The organism is Aestuariibaculum scopimerae (assembly GCF_059428085.1).
Genome location: NZ_CM182089.1, coordinates 2188348 through 2208603, shown reverse-complemented (window position 1 = coordinate 2208603; position 20256 = coordinate 2188348). Strand labels below are relative to the sequence as shown.

Genomic DNA, 20256 nt, shown 5'->3' with positions numbered 1-20256 from the left:
AAAAGCAGTATAAAATTGTTATACTTGATTTGAATCAAGAAAATAGGTTGGTTCTAATTTTATATACGCAAGGTATATTTACAAAAAAGCCGCCTGAGAGAACATGCTCTAGACGGCTCCTCTAAAAAAACGTTTAGTATTGAAGATTATCTGTTAGATATTTTTTTGAGGTTTAAATCCTGAAAGTCATAACTAAAGTCTATACCTGGTGAAACACCTTTCATTTTTATTTGATATGGTTTTCCTTCCTCATCTAATAGAAAATTAACAAAGGCATCTGCATGAAGGCTTCTATCTAACCATTTTACAACAAAGCTATTTGCTTTATAATAGAACATAGGCCCTTTTAATTTTGGAGAACGATACGATTTAAACCATAGTTGTTCATTCTCTTTATAAATTTCTATTTTACCAAACCAAGGGTCTTCGTATACTCCAACTAAATTAACTGCTTCTACTTTTATCCCTTTGTTTTTTAAAATTTGTTCTTCAACATTTTTTGTAACAAAATCTTCATTTTCGGTTCTTCTTATTAATGACTGATAGTGGTAGTCTATCCAGTCTACTTTTTCTAGTCCTAAGTAAGTATCCATAATAGTTTTGGAAACCGCGGAATACAGACTTCCCCCTGAATCGCTAGTATTGGTTAATACAACTACACCTAAATCAAGCTCAGGAATTAACCAGGTTCTAGAGAGCATACCAGGAGAGCTTCCTGTATGGAGAATACTCTTTTTACCTGCAATATCAGATACAAACCACCCTAACCCATAACCAAAAAAATGATTGTTGTAATGCGGGCTGGTTCTAACATCTAAAACGGTATGTACTTTCCACATTTCTTCTTGACTGGATTCAGAGAACAAGGTTTCAGTTAAATCTTTACCATACTTCCCTTGGTTTAGTTGAACAAGCATCCATTGACACATATCATATGCGCTAGAATCAAACCCGCCATGCGCACTATTAATGATTTCCTGGAAAGGTTCAATTTGCCTCAAACCATATTGATTGTCAATAACATGAGGCATTGCAATATTTTGATTCTTATGATGCTCACTTAGCTTCCCAAAAGAATCTGGCATTGAAAGGGGTTTAAAAATATTGGCCTCTACATAATCATCAAAACTAACTCCACTAACTCTGCCTACAACTTCGCCTGCTATCCAATATAAAAGATTACTATAGTCAAACTCTGTTCTAAATGCAGCACGGGGTTTAAAATATTGAAAACATTTAACGACATCGTCAATTGTAAAATCTCCGCCATCAGGATATAGCATAAGATCTCCTGATCCTTCTGCAATACCACTACGATGTGTTAGAAGATCTGTAATTGTGAAATTTTCTGTAACGTATGGACTGTACATTCTAAATTCTGGAATATAATCGATCACTTTATCGTTCCAATTTAATTTACCTTGGTCTTTTAAAATAGCTAATGCCGCTACAGTAAAAGCTTTACTATTAGATGCTATACCAAATGAAGTATGCTCGTTAACTAATGTTTTGGTGTTGTATGAGGCATAACCATAGCCTTTTGCGTGTATAATTTTTCCATCTTTAACAATTCCAACAGCAGCTCCAACTACATCAAACTTTTTTAAAGCCTCGTTTACTAAATCATCTATTTGATGCGATGACATTTGCGCCTGTATACCACTACATATAAGTAATAAAAGACATGTTATAATTTTCTTTGTTCTCATTTTTATTTTTAAAATTTGTATTCTATGTTCATATTTTGAAGTAATTGACTGGCTTGCAAAAGATGTCTTTCGTTATGAAACACTACAAACCTTAATGTATCTCCTAAGCTTAGATATAGGAATCTTGAAAGTGTTGTGGGTATCTTAATTTTTACCAATGAATAGTTTTTAGATTTTTTTAATAAAAGCAGCAGATGCTCCTGTTGCTGAATAAACCTGTCAATAGTTGTTTTATCCAGCTTTTTGTTTAAAGGGTTCATGGTGCTTGCTGTTTTCATTTTTTTTGAACTACCTTTTTTGGGTTTGATAATTTTAACAAAGTAATTTCCTAATAAACTTCCTTTGAATGTTAATTTGTTTTGGACTTTCTTGCTTTTCGATAAAATGGTTTCAATTTCAGTAAGATAATGATCTCCATAAAGGTTTAAATGCTCTAAGCACTCTAAAATTGACCATTGATTTTGATGTTGCCTAAAGTTTAACTGGCTGTCATCTAAATTTTTTAAGGCTATACCAAAATGGAGAGCTTTATTAGAAATATCATTTAATTCTTCAAATAGGTCATGTGTCAACATCTGCTAAATATTTTTTTACAAAAATCTAACTTGTGTTACAAATAAAAATTGATTCAAATCAAGAATTTAATTAAAGCTTGCTACGTAATCTGCTAAGAGTTTCTGGGGTCATCCTTAAGTAAGAAGCTATATATTTAAGGGGGATTTCCTGAAATAATTTGGGACTTCTGTGTAAAACCCTTTTAAGCCTTTCTTGGGGCGACTCTGTTAAGATATCTATTTCTCTTTCCAATTGTTGTAGCACTACATTTTCCATAATTCCCACATAATCTCTCAGCCATTTTATATCGCTATTAACAAATTCAAAAAATTCCTTCTTAGGGATTCTGTAAATAGTACTCTTTCTAATAGCTTGAATAAAATATTCTGAAGAATTATCTGTTAAAAAGGAACTCAACGAAGTGATTAAATTCCCTGAGTATGCAAACCTAATATCATATTCTTCGTATTCAGACATATAAAAAAGGCGCAAAGCGCCTTCTTCGACAAAATAGATATAATTTTCTACCACTCCAGGAGTCAGCAAATACTCATACCTAGTTAAATCCATTTTTTGTGAACCTAGGGTTTCATGAGATTTTAAGTGATCAAACAAGGTTAATTCCACTTGTATATTAATTTAATTTTAACGTGCTATAAATATAACAACCTTCATAATATACTCCCAGATTTTAAATAATGGAATTTCAAGGTTTTCGGTTTTATTTAATTAAGTTTAGCATTACTTTAAAAATTTCCCATGAATTATTTTTAAATATTTTGTAGAACCAGACGCATGCAGGCTATACAAAATCCAGTACTAATTCCATGAAGGACATCACAATCAAATCTGTCATAATTTAGGTATTGATTTTTAATTTGAAAGCGGTTTTTCTAATATATCTTGTGATGAATGGAGTGCTTTTTTAATCAATTTATCTATGTCATTGTAAATCAAAACTCCATTTTTCTTCATTATTTTTCCAGATACTATAACAGTATTAACATCTTGCTCTACACTATAAAGCACTAAGGATGAAAGCGGGTTTGCTGTGGGATACTTGTGTATACTTTTAGCATCTATTAAAAGTAAGTCGGCTTGCTTTCCTACTTCAATAGATCCAATTTTAGTTTCCAATCCAAGTGCTTTTGCACCGCCTATAGTTGCTAATTTAAAAATATCTTTACAGTCAATGGTCAAAGAGTTCAACATTTCGCCTTTTTTATAGCTCAGGTCATTTCTAACCGCTCTTTCTACTTGTAAGGCCATACGCATTTGATTAAAAAGGCTACCAGAAGTAGCTGTAACAATATCAACACCCAAACCAGCGGTTATTCCATATTGCATGACACGCCCTGTTGCGGGAATACCTAATCCCATTTGCATTTCAACCTCAGGTGTAATGGAGACTGAACAACCAAAATTTGCCAGCAACTCAAAGTCAAGGTGCGACAAAGTATTTGCATGTGCAAAATTTAAGTCAGGTCCCAATAATTTTTCATTTGCTAATTTTTGAACGCCATCATATTTAGGGCCAAACAAACCTCCGCCAATATGCATAGAGATGGGCAGATTTAATTCTCGTCCCATTTGAATATCATTTTTTGCAATCTCAAGTGTAGAATATTCAGGCCCTCTAATAGCTAAAGCCATTTGCACTAAATCATCTTGTGAGTTAAAATGTTTTTGTTTTACATCTTTAGCAAGATATGGATGTGGTAACTTGCTTTCAAAAAACCATTCCCAAACAGAGGTTCCTGGAGTTCCATATCCAAACAGTCCTCTAATTCCAGAGTCTTTTAACCCTTTAATGGCAGCATCGGTATGTTCACTAGAATTCATGATATGCGACCAATCAAAAATAGTAGTTACACCAGAGTTAATAGCCTCCAAAGCACCCAGTAGATTTCCTAAATAAACATTTTCTGGAGTCATTTTTGGGGCAATTTCTCCTAAAAACTTGGTTAAGTATTCCATTAAAGTCCAATTTGAAGCTATTCCTTTAAAGGCAGCCTCCCATACATGCCGATGCGTATCAACCAATCCGGGAATTACATATTTGTCTAAAGCATCTATTACCATTGTGTTTTCGGAAGCTTTAAGCTCTTTGGCTATGTCGATAATTTTATCGTCTTGTATTAATACATCTAAGGTATCGCACACCCATTTTTCTTTATTATAGGTCAGTACTGTTCCTCCTTTTAGTAGTTTTAATCTTGTGCTCATTATTATAAAATATTTTTTGCAAAAATGAGATTATTGAGAACAAAACAAATTGATTTGAATCAAGATTGAATTGTATTGGATAACATAAGTTTGTAAGAGTTAAATAAACACTTAGTTGTATTCACTATAAATTTTTAACGCTTGTAACATAATGAAGGTTCCTGCGTCTTTTTCAAATATAAATGATCAACTAAACACATTTTTAAATAAATTTAGAAGTACTTAAAAAGGCTGTTAGCCACCACTATGAAAAATTTAATTTTCAACATTGAAAAGGCTTTTAATATTTCAAAGATTGAACTCAATTATTTGTCTGAAGCACTTGAAGACGTTCATTTAGAAAAAGGTGAGAGTTTTCTAAAATTAGGTGATGTGTGTACTAAAATTGGATTTTTAACCAAAGGATCAATGCGTTTGTTTTACGAATCACCCGAAAAGGAAACTTGCAATGATTTCTTTTTTGAAAACTCATTAGTAGGATCTTTAGGAAGTTTCATTTCCCAAACACCATCTATATCGCACATAGTTGCTATAGAAAAGTGTCAAATTTTTACTTTAACACGAGAAAAGGTAATGGAATTAATATCAAAGCATGATAGCTTCCATTTTATGTCGCAAGTTATTTTACAAGAGCAATTTCTAAAAGCTGAAAAAAGGACCGCAACCCTTTTACTAGACAATCCCGAAACAAGGTTTAAAAAGCTAACTGAAGAACACCCTAAAATATTTAAAAGAATTCCTTTATACTATGTTGCTAGTTATTTAGGGATTACTCCCGAAACCTTGAGCAGATATAGAGCGAAATTCTCGATTTAATGTTTTCTTGATTCAAATCAATTTAAGTTTGAATATAGTTTAGGTCCTTTGTCTAAGCAAATTAATTTTAAATCTTAAAATCATGTTATTTAATTCAAAAAAAGAACAGTTATTAGTTTTAACAGACTTGATTAGTGTTCTTGTAAACGAACAAGAAACCAATCATCAATATGCCATTTTTGAGGAGTGTGTTCCACCTTTAGGAGGTCCTCCATTACATCAGCACCCAGACGAAGAATTGTTTTATGTTTTAGAAGGAACTTTTGAGTTTGTTTTAAACGATCCTGAAAACCCTATTAAAGCTTTTCCTGGGAGTGTTATCCATGTCCCGTCCGATGCTGTACATACATTTAAAAATGTAGGAGAGACTATGGGTAAAATGATTGTTTTGCTAACACCAGGTAATTTGCTCAATTACTTTAGGGTTATTGGAGATGAAATTAAAAGCGAATCTGATATTCCAGATTTAAAAAAAGTTCCTAATATTGAAAGCTTAAACTTAGATAGAGTTTTTAAACATGCACCATCTCATGAGGTGAAATTTATTTTCCCTGAGATTGTTTAAATAAGTTTTGTAAACCCATGATAGTTGTTGATTTAATCAGAAATAGCCAAGGCACGATTTATGCAAAAATAAGTTATGAGCCACAAAAAAACTATCTTTTGATGAAATGGATAGGGCCTTGTTCTGAAGAAGAAGTTAAAATGGCTTCCATGCGCATGTATGAATGGCAAAAAAAAGAGTGGAAAAGAACCAAATGTCGTTTTCATGTACATGATACCAAAGAAATTGAAGGCGCTTGGGCCGGGTTAGTTGATTGGATTAGCAACTATTTTTTTCCATTAAATTTTGAATATGGGTTAAGATATAATATTAGCATTATATCTCCTGATTTGTTTTCAAAATTATCTTCCATAGCTTTAGAAAAAACATATAGTCCAGTAACAACGGTTTTGTGTGAAACTATTTCCCAAGCCGAATCTTTCTTGACAAAAAAGTATATAGAACTCAATGAATAAAAGTAAATAGTGACCTAAGTAAAGGCACTTCTGCAATACTACTATTTATACGACCTTATTCAAAAGAAAAACCCATAATTAAAATTATGTTTTTTTTGTAGCGGGAAAGGTTGAATTATCGAACCGAAATACCTTAATCAGTGACATCATCAAAATAATTGATTTTGAAAAATCAACCTCCAGTTAAACCATCGTCTGTGTAAGTAATAAATGTGGGTGGGGTACATTATTAAATAGATGCAATATCTCTAGTGTTCAATAAGCTATTGATTATAGAAGTTAATGTACTTTCATTAGTTTTGTAATTCTTTTTCTATTTCTTTTATGAGTTCTTTGGCTTCAGTAGTAACTGTTATAAACGTTTTTATTGTTCTTAGGTGTCTTACATAGTTATTTTTAAAATGATTGCGACCACGAATGGATTTGGCAAAGGCTATAATTAATTCAGAATTAGTTATAGAGTCCTGTCGCATTGGGAAGGATTTCTTAACTAGGCCAACTCCCCAAACTTTCATTCTGTGGTTACTTATTTCTATTGTTTCTTCTAAATCCCTTAAATAAATTTGTCGTTCAGTTACATCTTTCATTTCCCAGGCAGCGGCTCTTTCAGTTTTATCATTTATACTTGTGTAATACGTATTGATTTTTTCTGAGAGTGCATTAAACCCAACTAATTTAGAGCTACCTTGATTTTGCATTTCTTTAAAGGTTCGAGTATTAACACTAAAGTGCATATACCAACCACTTATACACTCCCATAATCTATCGGCATCCTTGTAGGTGTAATCGGTAGCGTTTAAAACCCATTCCTCATCGGCAATATAATTATTTAAGTGCTTTATTGCGGTATTAAAAAGGATGGTGTCCGCTTTTAAATCACTTTTAATCTCAATTAAGTAGTTTCTGGATTTTTTATTGGCCTTCCTATTCTCATTCCAATTATTTATTTGCAAAGCAATCAAAATACCAATCACTACCAAAACAATTTCACCAATGGCATATTTTAGATATTTGGTAGTTTTACCTTCAAAAAGTAAATTTTGTCTAATTTTTCTAAAAAATTTTATCATTGGTTAGTGGTTGGTTATAATGAATGGAAACTCGTAATTTGTTATTTAAATATCTCTCTTTATCCCGACAATTCAAATTAGGAACAACTACAGCTGTTGTTTAGTTCATCAATATGTAATCCTAAATATAAGACATTAAATTCTAGTAGATGTTAATGCAAAGAATCCACCGAGCATAGGAACATTTGTGATAGTATTAAATGTAGGGGGCATTACTATTTTTAAATAGTTGCGGGTAAGGTATATGTTCTGTTTTTATTTTTCTCTTTCAGATATGTCATCAATGGCGCAAAATAATCCAACATGGGTTTGGCACTCATACCGCTTCCAACACTTTTTTTGAGCAATGTTCGCCAATCATTGTTGGCTCCAGTTTTTAGTATATCTATCAAAAATTCTCCTACCTCTTTACTTCCATAATAATTAGTAGCATGAGAGTCTTGTTGGAGTATATTCTTTGAAATGTAGTCATGAAACTGGAATAGCAAAATAAAGGATACTGCATAATCATAATATTGAGCGGCATCCATAATAATATGAACTTTAGAAGCGGCATCACAATAGGCTTCACCTCTTTCTGAAGGGGGTATAATGCCCTGATATTTTTTAACTAATTCCCACCAAACTTTATTGAATTCGTCTTTCGATAAATTTTCTGAGTACAGTTTATTTTCAAATTCTGTCATTACACCCGCTGACCATGGAATGAATATAACATATTTTAAAGCTTCCTTTAATAAGTTTTGAGTTGCGTCTATATGAATATCTGAACCCACTAATCCCTTTTCAGTCAAAAAAGGTTTTTGCATGGCTGCAAACCCTAATAAACTTCCAATAGCTTCATCGAAACCTCTGTTTGCTGATTTTCGTAATATTGGTGGCACATCAGGGTTTGAAAAGTATTGGTAATAATAAATATGGCCCAGTTCATGATGAACCGTATCATAATAATCAGTTGTAGGTTCAATGCTCATTAAACAACGTAAGTCATTTTCTAAATCCATAGGCCAAGCAGAAGCATGATTGTTTTTTTTATATGCTGCGTCAGCAGGAAGCGGGTACAAACTTGATTTTTCATAAAAACTATTTGGCAAGGCATCAAAACCAATACTTATATAAAAATTTTCAGCTTCTTTCACCATCCATTCAGGATTTTTATCTGCAATAGCAGCATCGATATCTAATCCTTCTACATTGACCAATACGCTCCAATCTTGTCCCCATCGATTGGGTAACCAATGTGCTGGTAAATACTCTGGTACACCTTCATTATATTTTTTTGCCAATTCATAACGTGCCCAAGTATGAAGTTCTCGATAAAGTGGCCAGATTTCTTTTACCATTTTTTTCATTTCAGAAAGCATTTCCTCCCTTGTCATTCCATAGTCAGACACTTGGTAGCTGAAATAATCATCGTACCCTAGAGCCTTTACAGTTCCATTACGTAGGTCCCTTAATTTTTCTAAGCCATCTTTCAAATCTATGCCAACTTCTTTAGAGACTTCCCAATTCAATAAACGTTCATTTAAATTATTAGATTCTCTTAGTACTTTATCTATTTCACCCGTAGTTACGGATTTTCCATCTAGTTTAAAATCAAAACCAAAAAGAGTTTCAGTTGTAGTATTTTCGGCTGTTATTCTTTGGGATACTAAATCAGAAACAATTTCGGGGTTATCGGCAGCTTTGTATAAAATCACATTCAGTTGGCGCACCTGTTCAATATCTAAAACATCTTTGTTTTTCAGGAATTGTTTGGCTTTATTTATATTTTCATTACTTCCCGTGAAATTGGCAAGTGCCTCTTTTGTTTTTTGAACCTTATATGCATTTATAGTGTCGCCAGGTACAATATGTGTATTAGCGTCCCACCTTGCAAGCTCTGATTTATAATAAAGTTTTTTGTATGTAGTATTGTAGTTCTCTAAAAAGGATTGTACTTCATTTTTTATGGCTGAACCGTTTTTGTTTTCATGTTTGCAACTACTGAATAAAATTGCGAGGGTAATTATTAGAATGATTTTTTTCATTTTAAAATGATTTTAATTACCATAAGAATAATAGATGATGTTAGATATGTAGCAAAAATTGGGCTAGATTTAAGGAATACTAAATGATTATCTGATGATAAAATAGGCTCTACTACTACAATTCAGCTCAGAAACAACAATAATCGTTGTTTTGTTCATCGATATGTATTCCTAAAGATAAGAAATTAAATTTTAGGGGGTGTTGAGTCTAGAAATCTTCCATGTATAGGAACATTTGTGATTGGACATAATGTGAGTGTTTATATTTTCAAATAGGTACAATCTGGTTTTTAATTGGCTTCTGATTATGGATTTTGTTATGCTTTAGTTATTTTAGATTATCTATTTCCTTTTTAATTTCTGTTCTCAAAGTATTATTTAGTGCAAGTGCATAGTTAATTTGATTAATACAATATCTTTTTACATCTATTTGAAATTTGACAAGTTGCAAAAGATTGGTCGTAGCCATCCTTTCTTTAACTAGGGTTTCATCAACTATTCTGTTTTCATCCCAATCCAAATTCGATAGTACAAAAGGTACTATTCTATCATTGGTAAAGGTTTCAGCAAATTCAGAAGAAGCTTCTAAATGGTCATATTGCCTTTCGTAATAGTTTGTCAAATTACCTTTTAAACCCTCATTTTTAATTTCCGAGAACAGACCATTTGATTTTATAGTTGAATAAGCATTATTACTCTCAAAAAAGTATATGTAATGGTCTAGATTATGCAGTATTGAATCTAACTTAATGTTGTTATAATTCCTGTTTGAGATTGCCTCCAGATATTGAAGGTGTTTATGTTCCATCTCTTCATAAATTTTCAAAGTTTCCTCATCTTGCTTCAAGTCATTTATAATCTGTCCAAGAGCTTTTTTGAGGCTTATGCTTTGAATTCTTTTCTCATTCCAGTTGTTGACTTGAAGTGCCAATAGAATTCCAATCATAACCAATATAATTTCTCCTATGGCATATTTTAGATACTTGGTGGTTTTACCTTCATTCAAAAGTGTTTTTCGTATGTTTCTAAAGAATTTTATCATTGGTTACTAGTTAGTATTATTGAAGGGAAAGCCGTGATTTATTATTTGTATATCTCTTTATTTCCACAATTCAGCTCAAGAACAATAATAGTTGTTTTGTTCATCCATAAGTAATCCTAAAGATAAGACATTAAATTCAAGTGGGTGTTGAGTCTAGAAATCCCTCATGTATAGGAACATCTGTAGTGGTAAGATGTGGAACACAATTTATTAGTTAATTTATCCTCTAAATGGTTCTAAACAAAAAAAGAAAAGCTCCTTGATTTTTCAAAGAGCTTCTGTGTAGCGGGAACAGGACTCGAACCTGTGACCTTCGGGTTATGAGTTCTTTGAATCGTGTTTTCAAATGGTTTCAAATGTATTCAAAAACCCCTTTATTTATGGGGTTTTCAACGATTTTGTCTTTTTTGTAAATTTAATAAAAACCATCAAAAAGCAGCATTTGTTGTACATATGTTGTACAGAGAATTTGTATCTTTATACCAATCCAAATAAACAGATATGGCAACGGTAAAGATAATCCTTCGAAAAAATTACAAGAAAAAGAATGGTTCTTATCCTATTGCGCTTCGCATTACTCAAAACCGCAAATCTCGTTTTGTGTTTACTGGTGAATACATTCTTGAAAAGGATTGGAACGAGAAAGAAGGGCTTGCCAAGAAATCACACCCAAATTCATCAAGGCTGAACAATTTCCTTTTAAAGAAATTAAGCGAAGCACATACTATCGCTTTAGATGCCCAAACAGAGGAAGCCAGACCATCCCTAACAAACATTAAAAAGAAAATCACTGGCGAAGATAACGTTGATTTTTTTGCTGTGTCTGAAATACATTTGGCATCACTCCTTAAAAGAAATAAGATAGGGCAACATAGAACCGAAAAGGGCAGACTTCAAATATTTCAACGCTTTTTGGGCGCAAAATATTTAGAATTTATTGATTTGGACGTCAATCTACTCAACAGGTTTAAAACCCATCTGTTACACGAAAGAGGGGTCTCCCCTAGAACTGCTGTCAATTATCTTATTTTGATTAGAACAATTTATAATCTAGCCATTAAGGAATATCTTGTAGATACCAAAAACTATCCATTTGGAAAAGACAAGGTGCAAATCAAGTTTCCTGAAAGTGAAAAAATCGGGCTTACGATTGCAGAAGTTCAATTACTGGAAAATGCCAAAAATCTAACGCCATCGCAACAACAAGCATTGCATGTTTGGTTGTTGAGTTTCTATTTTGCAGGCATCCGTGTTGGCGATGTTATAAAATTGAGATGGTCTGATTTAAGAGACGAGCGTTTACATTATCGTATGGGAAAGAATGAAAAACTGGTGTCTCTTGTTATTCCTGACAAGGCACAAGCTATCTTAGATATTTACAGCAAGGACGTAGAAAATAAAAAAGCTTTAGTTTTTGATTTTTTAAAGGAGGCAGATTTAAAAAACCCTCAAAGGTTAGCCACCCGCAAAAACACGATTACTAGAAGCCTTAATCGACGTCTTGAAACGGTGGCCGAAAAATTAGGTATAGAGAAAAAATTATCTATGCATATTGCGCGCCATAGTTTCGGTAATATCTCTGGCGATAAAATCCCTATTCAAATGCTTCAAAAACTGTATCGCCATTCTTCAATTACAACGACTGTCAATTATCAAGCAAATTTTATGCACAAAGAAACCGATGATGCGTTAGAGAAAGTGATTAATTTCTAAATCCCTTGATATGTCCCAAAATCCAATAGTCCAGTTACGGATAAAAAATAGCCTCCAACAATTATATAATCTGCAACATAAATAGCATAATAATTAAATCCTCTTATGAATTTTGGCTTAGGTTCAAGTTCAATACCTTTCTCTTTATAAATCAATGATGTTCGAAACCATTCGAATTCAAAATGTAATCTAGGAATTGCTATAAAAAACAAACTCACAAATAAAATAAATCCACGTTCAATATTAAAATTACTTGTAAGGGCTAATGGAGAATGGCTCCATACTATACTATGAATCATTACTACAGCTAACAACAGCTTTGCGAATAAATACACATCAGCAAATGCCGATAGACGTTCAACAATATTTTTTGATATATTCTCCTCTTCACCCATTTCCATTTTCTTTGATAAATAATCCGATAATCTTATAATTGGTCTTACTGCTGTAACAAAAATTGCCACACAAGTTAGCGTAAATGCCAAGATTAAGAAATTTAGGATAGTGTAGTAAATTGTAATTGGCTTGACTAGATTATCATTTAGTGGATTTCCCAAAAACCAAAAATGAAGTTCATTAGCTTTAATTCCAAGCTCGCTATTATTGTTTACTATATCATTTATATAATTTGAAATAGCTACACTTGAAGCAATTAATATTAAAATAATTAGTATAAATCCTTTCCAATCAAACAAAGCACTTCTCTTTTTACTCATAACGCTATCTAATTGCCCCCATGTTTTAAAGGTAGCTGAAAGCATAGCTAAGCCTAAGCTAAAAGTCGCAGGGGTAATGATTGTGTACATTATAATATTTACTCGATCTTCAAAAAAGAAAGTAACTTTTGAAAATATTGGGTCTACCATGGTGTTTTCATCAAAATAAAGCACACCCTCATGCCAACAAAAACCTGCTGTTACAAAAAAACATAAAAACAACCCTATTAAAAATCCATATACAATAGGATTCCAATAATTTTTTGACTGCATCCTTTTGCTTAAATCATAAGGAACATCAGGAGTAATACTGAAGAAAAAAAGTCGAATGAAATTAGAAATTTTCGACGGTATCAGTTTATTAACAAAACCATAAATTGCTACAGGAATATTGTCTTCTTGGGTTTGTCCTTTTTCTTTCATTGAAGATTATTTTATAACGATTAAATATATAATTTTTATATTTATAACGAAATTTCTCATACATAAAATATCGTGCAAGTCGTTTGTTTACAGGAAGAAGCATTTTATAAGCTTTTCGATAAGGTGATTGAACACCTAGAAGAAAAGCGAGGTAAGGATAAACCTTTCAAGTGGATTGATGGAGAGGAAGCTATGTCCTTGCTCAACATTACTTCAAAGACAACGTTGCAGAAATTAAGAGACGAGGGGAAAATCAGATATTCACAACCCCAAAAACGCATCATTCTTTATGATCGTGATTCTATCAATGAATATATTGAAAGTCATGTTCGTGAAACCTTTTAGTTATGCAGGAAAACACAAAAGTTGATAAGGAATACAAAGAAGCTTTTAACCAAGGTTATGAGTTATCCAAAGAGCTAGGGTTAAAACCTGATATTTTAAAGGACATTCATGCAGGTAATAACCGCATTCAAGCCATGAAAGAAGGTATGGAACAATACGCAAAGGATATTGAACTCAATAAAGACAAACAGATCATCCCACCTTTGGATTTGGACAATATTGAAACGCCCTATATTAATCTCGATAGCCATGATAAAAGCAAAAATAAAGACAAAGGAATTGATATGGATATGTAGCTTGTTTCAAAACAAATATTCCTATTTTCTCAATAAATTTTTTAAATGAGCCGATTAATTTTGCTAATCGGCTCATTATTTTATGTATTTTTGAGCCAATTATATGATATAATCGGCTCATGAGATATAATTGGCAACAAAAAGATTGGACAAAATTCAGCTATGACTTAAGCAAGCTAGAGGAAAAACTCTATGCCTTTGCTGAAAAGTCAGGTCGTATCAGCGGTATTCTAAAAGCTCTACCTAAAGAAGACCATATCCAAGCCATGATCCATATTATGGTTGCTGAGGCTGTTAAAACGTCTGAGATTGAAGGCGAGTATATCAGTCGAATAGACGTGCTTTCCTCTATCCGTAATAATTTAGGACTTAACACCAATCAAGCTACGGTTAAAGACAAAAGCGCGGAAGGCATGGCAACTCTTATAACCGACATACAAAACAGTTATGCAGAAACCTTGACCAAGGAAAAGCTTTTTGATTGGCACAAAATGATATTTCCTATGGGGTCAAAAATTAACGTTGGTGCTTGGCGTACTCACGAAGACCCTATGCAAGTGGTGTCGGGCAGAGTAGACAAACCAACGGTTCATTTTGAAGCCCCGCCCTCAAAACAAGTTCCCTTGGAAATGGATAATTTCATTCAATGGTTTAATGATACCGCTCCTAAAGGGGTACATGAGATGAAACATGCCCCAATCCGTTCGGCAATATCACACCTTTACTTTGAAAGCATCCATCCTTTTGAAGACGGCAACGGACGAATTGGTCGTGCTATTGCTGAAAAAGTATTATCTCAAACGGTTGGTTATCCTCTGTTATTAAGCCTATCATCAACAATAGAAGCAAACAAAAAAGCCTATTACAACGCTTTGAAAGTAGGACAAAGCAGTAATGAAATCACGGACTGGCTCATTTATTTTATAGATGTTATTTTAATGGCACAGGATGAATCCGAAGCCCTGATTGATTTTACTTTGAAAAAAGCAAAATTGTTTGACCACTACCAAGGACAGTTAAATGACCGACAAATAAAAGCTGTCAAACGCATGTTGGATGAAGGACCTAAAGGATTTGAGGGGGGCATGACCGCTAAAAAATATATGCGGATTAACCAAACCTCTAAACCGACCGCCACAAGGGATTTACAAAAACTTGTAGAATTAAACGTTTTTAAAGTTGAAGGTGAGGGACGTAGTACGTCTTACCAAATTAATTTTTTGGATTAATTTTAAGTGCGTACAAATTAGTTTTTTGTTGTGAGAGTTTCTCTCCATGACAAAAATAGACCTCTTTAAAATCAGTGAAATTGAACTCACCTACAAGCGCAAGGTAAAGGCAAGTGACCGCCCTAAAATCACTTGCTCACAGGATGCCTATGCTCTATTTCGGGAGAACTGGAATGATTTGACCATTAATCTGATGGAGGAATTTAAAATTCTTCTTTTGGATAGAAATAATCATTGTATGGGTATTGTTCCCCTATCAAAAGGTGGCGTCTCAGGAACATTTATTGACCCTAAACTCGTATTTTCTTCTGCGCTTAAAGCCCGTGTGTAAGCTTCCCCAGATTAGAACTGTTTAATTGTCTAAAATTTCTATAAAGTTATTGTTTTCAATTGTAATGGGGTTACCCCCATTACAATTGATTTCTGCATATTTTTTTGGGGACAATTTTCCAAGCGCATCGTGAGGTCTGTTATAGTTATAATCATGTATCCAAATCTGAGTTTGTTCACGAACCTGTTCTAGAGTCTCAAAAATATATCTATTTAGAACACCTCTTCTATAAGAACCGTTAAAGCGTTCTATAAAAGCATTTTGGGTTGGCTTTCCCGGTTGGATATATTGAAAATCTATACCATACATCTTGCTCCAAACCGAAGTAATATTTGCTATGAATTCAGGGCCATTATCCATACGTATTTTTTTAGGCTTTCCTTTCCTGTTTACCAAATGATTTAAAACCCATACTATACGGTTACTGGTTAAGGAAAAATCTATCTCTATGTGCAGTGCCTCCCTGTTATAATCATCAATTATATTAAATGCTCTAAATCGTCTTTTGTTTTCCAGTACGTCTGTTACAAAATCCATACTCCAAGTATGATTAAGTGTATTGGGGACTTCTAAAGGCTCTTTAACACGGGTGGGCAGACGCTTTTTGGCTTTGCGTCTTAACGGTAAGCCTATGGACTGGTAAACACGATGAACGCGTTTGTGGTTCCAGGGCTTCCCTTCTGCCTTTAAGCGGTCAAAGGCTTTCCAGAAACCTTCTTCTGGGTGTGCCTCTGCTTTTATAAGCAATGCCTGCTCAATCTCTGTGTCATCTTTATTTATCGCATTATAATAATAGACACTTTTACTCATATTTAAAACACGGCACGCCCTACTAATACCGTAATGAATAAGTTCTTTGGCTATTACTCTTTTACGGTAGGGCCTTAAAGCTTTTTTTCGATGATCTCCTTGGCCATTTGATGGTCCAAGGCCAGATTGGCATACATCTGTTTGAGCTTGCGGTTTTCTTCCTCCAGTTCTTTGATGCGCTTTAGTTCTTTGCCGTTCATCCCGGCATAGCGCTCACGCCATTTATAGAAGGCAGATGAACTAACCCCATATTCCCGGGTAATCTGTTCAACACTTTTCCCGTTATCAAACTCTTTTAAAATCTTTGCAATTTGTTGCGGACTGAATTTGCTTTTTCTCATAATTACTGCTTAAAGTTAAAACTATTTTTCTACTTCTAAACAGTTCGATTTTTGGGGAAGCTTACACGTGCCTGCTCAATAATTTTAGGACATAACCATCCGTCAGGTAATACCAAACCTAGTCTAGCGGACAAGAGCATTACCCAAAAGCTTGTTGAAGGTGGAAAAGTATTGGATTTACAAGTCTTGGATCACCTCATTGTAACGGATGAAACCTATTTATCATTTGCTGATTTAAGCCTTATTTGATAACCATTCTAAGAAAAAAAGGTGTCGGTAAAATCTTTTTGCCTTCTTATTGCCACCGGAATAGAAGTGGCATCATTCATCGTCAATTTGCTAGTTCTTTTACTATAAGTTTTCATTTGTTCTGTATTTACTAGATAAGATTTATGCACATGAAAAAAATGACTTTCTTCGGCTAACCCTAAATAGGACTTTAGTGTTTTAGCTACCATTATTTTCGTGCCGTCTATTAAGTGAAAATGACTGTAATTGCTATCTGCTTTTATAAATAAAATATCCTTTGTGCTTATTTTATAATTTCTATTTGTAGTAGAAATAAGAATTAATTTATAAGTGCTTGGCTGTTCAATATTGTGTTCAAGACTTTGTAACCTTTCCAACTGCTCTTGTTGGTCGATCTGTTCATTCATCCTTGAAAGCGCATTTTGAAACTTATTGGAATCAATCGGCTTTAACAAATAATGGAGCGCACTATATTCAAACGCTTTGACAGCATAATTATCATGCGCTGTCGTAAAGATGACATTAAAATCTATGCTTGGAAGAAAGGTGTTCAGGTAATCAAACCCTGTTTCATTTTTCAAAGCAATATCAAGAAAGACGAGATTGGGCTGAAACGCACGAGTCAATTCAACGGCAGTTTTAACTGTTTTTGCCGTACCACAAACCATGTAATCATCGTATCTTTTCAAATGGTCTATTAATACATTGATACCATGTTGTTCATCATCAATTATGAGCACTTTTATCATCGGTTACTGATCTAGGGATAAGGGTAATCTTATTTCAACGCGAACCCCCTCTTTTTTATTAATGAAATCAATTTTCGAATTAGACCCTCTTAATTCGTTCAATAAATCTAATCTGTTTTTTGCGCTAGTTGTCCCAAATGATTTTTTATTGGAAACTTTATTGTTGTTTATCCCTTCCCCGTTATCATCAATAGCGCAAATGAGCGTGTTCTTTTCTTGCATGAATGCGATTGTAAGTAGCCCGTTTTCTTTTTTTTCAGAAAAGCCATGCCAGATACTATTCTCAATAAAAGGCTGTAATAGTGATGGTGGTATAAGGGTGTCTTCAATATCGATGTCATCACAAACAGAAATGTTGTAAGTAAAGGCATTGTTAAGTCTTTGTTGCTCTAGTTTTATATAGGTTTCCAAAAACTCTATTTCTTCATTCAAGGGTATTTCATCTTCTTTTGAATTTTCAAGGATATTACGCATCATTGTAGAAAAACGAGTAAGATAACTGCTTGCCTCGTGCTTTTCATTTCTAAGGATATAATCATTGATGGAATTAAGGGAGTTGAAAATAAAATGAGGATTCATTTGCGCTCTCAACGTTTGTAGTTTTGATGAAACAATTTTGGTATTAAGGTCAGCTTCTTTTTTGCGCCTGAACAAAGTAAAACCAACGGCTAGCATAGCCATACTAAAAATGCCAACGCCAATACTTGTGTTTCGAACAAAGATTTGCTGTTTTATCTCGGCTTCGTCAATTGCTTTATTTTTATCAAAATCCGCTTGAAGGATGGCTTTTTCCTTTTCGTATTCATATTTGGCTTTTAGCTCTGCCAATTCATCTCTTTTTTCATTCGACAATATACTGTCTTTAATGGATATAGCTTCTTGCTGTTCAGTATAGGCATTTTTATAATCTTGCGTTACAAATGCCGCTTTTGCTATGCCCTCCTTAGCTAAAAACATCTGCCTTTTATCTTCTGCCTTTCTAGCGTGCAAATAAGCAGACTCAAAATATGATTTGGCGTTTTGCGGCTGTTGTTTTTCTATATAAATTTCCCCAATAGTTGTAAGTACTATTGCAAGGTTAGAATCATGACCTAATGCTTCATAGATCGATTTGGATTGGTTCAAATAATCCAAGGCCTTACCGCTCTTCTTCAGCGCGTGATATTCGATACCTATATTCGCCAAAGCACTTGCCGTGCTATATTTATCATCTCTTTTTTTCTTGATTTCATAGGAAGCATTGAACATCTGCAATGCCTTTTGGTTTTGATCTTGAACACTATATAACTTGCCTAGGCTATTATAAGTATTGGCAATCCCTATTTGGTTGTCATTTTTTTTATGAATTTTTAAGGCTTTTTTTTGGTACTCCATTGCGGTTTCATACTCAGAAAGCTTTTCATAGAGCATGCCAATATTCCCTTGTATATCTGCAAAGAAAGAAGATTCATTTTCATTTATTTGTTCAAAAAGAAATGCTCCCTTTTGAAAGGCATCAAGTGATGTAGAATAATCGCCTAAATAAAGATAGTTTAAGCCTACCTGATTATATATCCTAGCCATTGTTACCGTATCATTTTCACTTGTGTAAACTTCAAGAGCCTTTTGAACAAGCGGTAATGATTTTTTATAATCTGACCTACGAAAATAAAAGTTGCCTAAGTTGAATGAAAGGGTTGCCAATCTTTTTGAATGTCCAATATGGGAATAAACATCTTCGGCTAATTTGTATTGCAAAATGGTAAGCGAGTCACTTCCTCTATTTTGGTAGTTAAAGCCTTTACGTTCATATGCAATACCCAATTGCAAAGAATCATTATTTTCAATTGAAAGTTTTATCGCTTCATCTGCTTTTTCTATGCCCTTTTGCGTGTTGGAATGGGCATAATACCAACTTATTTCATTGAGGTTTTCAACACGACTTAAGCCATTAGTTGAAAGGATGAGTTGCTGTTCCAGTGAATCAATAATTTTCTGTTGAGCAGAAAGAATAAAAAAATTCAAAAGAAATATAATTATAACGTAGCAATTGTTCTTCTTCATTGAGAGGTATTAGGTTAGTTTTCGTCTCTAATTTAGATATTTTTATTTTAACCGTTGAGCATTGTTGCTGATCCCTACATATAACGAAAACTAAACGGCATCTACGTAAACTAAATCCCCAGTCAAAATTTTGGCTTAATACGGTAAATTTGGAATGACAAAGAACCGAAATGAATTAATAAAGTCCTTTCACTTTTTGTAGAAAACTGGTTTTTATTACAATCCGAGTGAAAGACAAATTGCTAATGCCCACATCTTTAGGTGTGGGCTTAGTTTTATATAGGTATTTATGTGTTTTTTGAGATAAGAACTTAATCCGATTTTTTGACCATTCATATAAAAATCAAAAAAATGTTTGGCAGGGTTATTGGAATCTCTATCTTAGATTCGTTAAACATGAATTGTATAAAGAACAGATTATTAGATAAATAAAAAATAATTATAATATAAGCATTAGCTAACGAATTTCGCTTTCTGTAGAAAACTGGTAATTTTCATTTTAATCCAAGCGAAAGACTAAGTTGCTAATGCCTGCGGTAATGC

20 protein-coding genes are annotated in these 20256 nt (G+C 33.4%); 9 read left to right on the top strand and 11 right to left on the bottom strand.

The annotated features are described in order from the left end of the window. Positions 1 to 146: 146 nt before the first annotated feature. The 4 genes from AC5SR4_RS09570 to AC5SR4_RS09555 all read right to left on the bottom strand — a co-directional run bounded on the left by AC5SR4_RS09570 (position 147) and on the right by AC5SR4_RS09555 (position 4490). A complete protein-coding gene (locus AC5SR4_RS09570; RefSeq protein ID WP_495356023.1) occupies positions 147 to 1709 on the bottom strand; it encodes a serine hydrolase in 1563 nt (520 codons plus the stop codon). An 8-nt stretch (positions 1710 to 1717) separates the two neighbouring features. Next, positions 1718 to 2284 carry a DinB family protein gene (locus tag AC5SR4_RS09565; protein WP_495356022.1) on the bottom strand — a complete coding sequence of 189 codons (567 nt, stop codon included), beginning with the start codon at positions 2282 to 2284 and terminating at the stop codon, positions 1718 to 1720. A 70-nt stretch (positions 2285 to 2354) separates the two neighbouring features. After that, on the bottom strand, positions 2355 to 2834 hold the full coding sequence (locus AC5SR4_RS09560) for a Crp/Fnr family transcriptional regulator (RefSeq protein ID WP_495356021.1): 480 nt from the start codon (positions 2832 to 2834) through the stop codon (positions 2355 to 2357). 303 nt (positions 2835 to 3137) lie between these two features. After that, positions 3138 to 4490: an amidohydrolase family protein gene (locus tag AC5SR4_RS09555; RefSeq protein ID WP_495356020.1), complete on the bottom strand. Its 1353-nt coding sequence runs from the start codon at positions 4488 to 4490 to the stop codon at positions 3138 to 3140. Between the two features lie 246 nt (positions 4491 to 4736). On the opposite strand from AC5SR4_RS09555, the gene AC5SR4_RS09550 reads away from it, so the two are divergent. The 3 genes from AC5SR4_RS09550 to AC5SR4_RS09540 all read left to right on the top strand — a co-directional run bounded on the left by AC5SR4_RS09550 (position 4737) and on the right by AC5SR4_RS09540 (position 6326). Next, complete coding sequence (locus AC5SR4_RS09550) at positions 4737 to 5306, top strand: Crp/Fnr family transcriptional regulator (protein ID WP_495356019.1); 570 nt, start codon at positions 4737 to 4739, stop codon at positions 5304 to 5306. Between the two features lie 82 nt (positions 5307 to 5388). Then, on the top strand, positions 5389 to 5871 hold the full coding sequence (locus AC5SR4_RS09545; RefSeq protein WP_495356018.1) for a cupin domain-containing protein: 483 nt from the start codon (positions 5389 to 5391) through the stop codon (positions 5869 to 5871). Positions 5872 to 5888: 17 nt separating this feature from the next. Then, positions 5889 to 6326, top strand: coding sequence for a hypothetical protein (locus tag AC5SR4_RS09540; RefSeq protein WP_495356017.1), 438 nt, complete (start codon positions 5889 to 5891; stop codon positions 6324 to 6326). Positions 6327 to 6619: 293 nt separating this feature from the next. On the opposite strand, the gene AC5SR4_RS09535 is transcribed toward AC5SR4_RS09540, so the two are convergent. The 3 genes from AC5SR4_RS09535 to AC5SR4_RS09525 all read right to left on the bottom strand — a co-directional run bounded on the left by AC5SR4_RS09535 (position 6620) and on the right by AC5SR4_RS09525 (position 10468). Then, positions 6620 to 7396, bottom strand: coding sequence for a DUF6090 family protein (locus tag AC5SR4_RS09535; protein ID WP_495356016.1), 777 nt, complete (start codon positions 7394 to 7396; stop codon positions 6620 to 6622). 221 nt (positions 7397 to 7617) lie between these two features. Next, positions 7618 to 9426 (bottom strand): M2 family metallopeptidase, encoded by a 1809-nt coding sequence (locus tag AC5SR4_RS09530; RefSeq protein WP_495356015.1) that lies wholly within the window; start codon positions 9424 to 9426, stop codon positions 7618 to 7620. A 328-nt stretch (positions 9427 to 9754) separates the two neighbouring features. Beyond that, positions 9755 to 10468 carry a DUF6090 family protein gene (locus AC5SR4_RS09525; RefSeq protein ID WP_495356014.1) on the bottom strand — a complete coding sequence of 238 codons (714 nt, stop codon included), beginning with the start codon at positions 10466 to 10468 and terminating at the stop codon, positions 9755 to 9757. Between the two features lie 501 nt (positions 10469 to 10969). On the opposite strand from AC5SR4_RS09525, the gene AC5SR4_RS09520 reads away from it, so the two are divergent. Beyond that, on the top strand, positions 10970 to 12181 hold the full coding sequence (locus AC5SR4_RS09520; RefSeq protein ID WP_495356013.1) for a phage integrase SAM-like domain-containing protein: 1212 nt from the start codon (positions 10970 to 10972) through the stop codon (positions 12179 to 12181). On the opposite strand, the gene AC5SR4_RS09515 is transcribed toward AC5SR4_RS09520, so the two are convergent. Then, entirely contained in the window at positions 12178 to 13320 is a 1143-nt protein-coding gene (locus tag AC5SR4_RS09515) for a hypothetical protein (RefSeq protein WP_495356012.1), read from the bottom strand. The two genes, AC5SR4_RS09520 and AC5SR4_RS09515, sit on opposite strands and share 4 nt — an antisense overlap. Positions 13321 to 13392: 72 nt before the next feature. Here AC5SR4_RS09515 and AC5SR4_RS09510 point away from each other — a divergent pair, with 72 nt between their 5' ends. From AC5SR4_RS09510 to AC5SR4_RS09495, 4 genes are all read left to right on the top strand, one after another. Continuing rightward, positions 13393 to 13665 carry a helix-turn-helix domain-containing protein gene (locus tag AC5SR4_RS09510; protein WP_495356011.1) on the top strand — a complete coding sequence of 91 codons (273 nt, stop codon included), beginning with the start codon at positions 13393 to 13395 and terminating at the stop codon, positions 13663 to 13665. Between the two features lie 2 nt (positions 13666 to 13667). Then, positions 13668 to 13961 (top strand): hypothetical protein, encoded by a 294-nt coding sequence (locus AC5SR4_RS09505; protein WP_495356010.1) that lies wholly within the window; start codon positions 13668 to 13670, stop codon positions 13959 to 13961. Between the two features lie 119 nt (positions 13962 to 14080). Next, entirely contained in the window at positions 14081 to 15190 is a 1110-nt protein-coding gene (locus AC5SR4_RS09500) for a Fic family protein (protein ID WP_495356009.1), read from the top strand. Between the two features lie 46 nt (positions 15191 to 15236). Beyond that, positions 15237 to 15521, top strand: a complete 285-nt coding sequence (locus AC5SR4_RS09495; RefSeq protein WP_495356008.1) for a JAB domain-containing protein — start codon at positions 15237 to 15239, stop codon at positions 15519 to 15521. Between the two features lie 21 nt (positions 15522 to 15542). On the opposite strand, the gene AC5SR4_RS09490 is transcribed toward AC5SR4_RS09495, so the two are convergent. Next, a protein-coding gene (locus AC5SR4_RS09490) for an IS3 family transposase (RefSeq protein WP_495356007.1) occupies positions 15543 to 16672 on the bottom strand; the annotation gives its coding sequence in 2 pieces (ribosomal slippage) (positions 15543 to 16411 and positions 16411 to 16672; 1131 coding nt in all). Between the two features lie 51 nt (positions 16673 to 16723). Here AC5SR4_RS09490 and AC5SR4_RS09485 point away from each other — a divergent pair. Continuing rightward, complete coding sequence (locus AC5SR4_RS09485; RefSeq protein WP_495356006.1) at positions 16724 to 16921, top strand: JAB domain-containing protein; 198 nt, start codon at positions 16724 to 16726, stop codon at positions 16919 to 16921. Positions 16922 to 16929: 8 nt separating this feature from the next. On the opposite strand, the gene AC5SR4_RS09480 is transcribed toward AC5SR4_RS09485, so the two are convergent. Together AC5SR4_RS09480 and AC5SR4_RS09475 are read right to left on the bottom strand one after the other, a co-directional pair. Further along, positions 16930 to 17670 (bottom strand): LytR/AlgR family response regulator transcription factor, encoded by a 741-nt coding sequence (locus tag AC5SR4_RS09480; RefSeq protein ID WP_495356005.1) that lies wholly within the window; start codon positions 17668 to 17670, stop codon positions 16930 to 16932. 3 nt (positions 17671 to 17673) lie between these two features. Then, entirely contained in the window at positions 17674 to 19674 is a 2001-nt protein-coding gene (locus AC5SR4_RS09475) for a tetratricopeptide repeat-containing sensor histidine kinase (protein ID WP_495356004.1), read from the bottom strand. Positions 19675 to 20256: the final 582 nt, after the last annotated feature.

Excerpts from the sequence above, each read along its gene's own strand:
- AC5SR4_RS09525 (WP_495356014.1), bottom strand. The coding sequence starts at position 10,468 with ATGATAAAATTCTTTAGAAACATACGAAAAACACTTTTGAATGAAGGT.
- AC5SR4_RS09515 (WP_495356012.1), bottom strand. The coding sequence starts at position 13,320 with ATGAAAGAAAAAGGACAAACCCAAGAAGACAATATTCCTGTAGCAATT.
- AC5SR4_RS09530 (WP_495356015.1), bottom strand. The coding sequence starts at position 9,426 with ATGAAAAAAATCATTCTAATAATTACCCTCGCAATTTTATTCAGTAGT.
- AC5SR4_RS09570 (WP_495356023.1), bottom strand. The coding sequence starts at position 1,709 with ATGAGAACAAAGAAAATTATAACATGTCTTTTATTACTTATATGTAGT.
- AC5SR4_RS09495 (WP_495356008.1), top strand. The coding sequence starts at position 15,237 with ATGACAAAAATAGACCTCTTTAAAATCAGTGAAATTGAACTCACCTAC.
- AC5SR4_RS09545 (WP_495356018.1), top strand. The coding sequence starts at position 5,389 with ATGTTATTTAATTCAAAAAAAGAACAGTTATTAGTTTTAACAGACTTG.
- AC5SR4_RS09540 (WP_495356017.1), top strand. The coding sequence starts at position 5,889 with ATGATAGTTGTTGATTTAATCAGAAATAGCCAAGGCACGATTTATGCA.
- AC5SR4_RS09550 (WP_495356019.1), top strand. The coding sequence starts at position 4,737 with ATGAAAAATTTAATTTTCAACATTGAAAAGGCTTTTAATATTTCAAAG.
- AC5SR4_RS09520 (WP_495356013.1), top strand. The coding sequence starts at position 10,970 with ATGGCAACGGTAAAGATAATCCTTCGAAAAAATTACAAGAAAAAGAAT.
- AC5SR4_RS09555 (WP_495356020.1), bottom strand. The coding sequence starts at position 4,490 with ATGAGCACAAGATTAAAACTACTAAAAGGAGGAACAGTACTGACCTAT.
- AC5SR4_RS09565 (WP_495356022.1), bottom strand. The coding sequence starts at position 2,284 with ATGTTGACACATGACCTATTTGAAGAATTAAATGATATTTCTAATAAA.
- AC5SR4_RS09480 (WP_495356005.1), bottom strand. The coding sequence starts at position 17,670 with ATGATAAAAGTGCTCATAATTGATGATGAACAACATGGTATCAATGTA.
- AC5SR4_RS09505 (WP_495356010.1), top strand. The coding sequence starts at position 13,668 with ATGCAGGAAAACACAAAAGTTGATAAGGAATACAAAGAAGCTTTTAAC.
- AC5SR4_RS09500 (WP_495356009.1), top strand. The coding sequence starts at position 14,081 with ATGAGATATAATTGGCAACAAAAAGATTGGACAAAATTCAGCTATGAC.
- AC5SR4_RS09560 (WP_495356021.1), bottom strand. The coding sequence starts at position 2,834 with ATGGATTTAACTAGGTATGAGTATTTGCTGACTCCTGGAGTGGTAGAA.
- AC5SR4_RS09535 (WP_495356016.1), bottom strand. The coding sequence starts at position 7,396 with ATGATAAAATTTTTTAGAAAAATTAGACAAAATTTACTTTTTGAAGGT.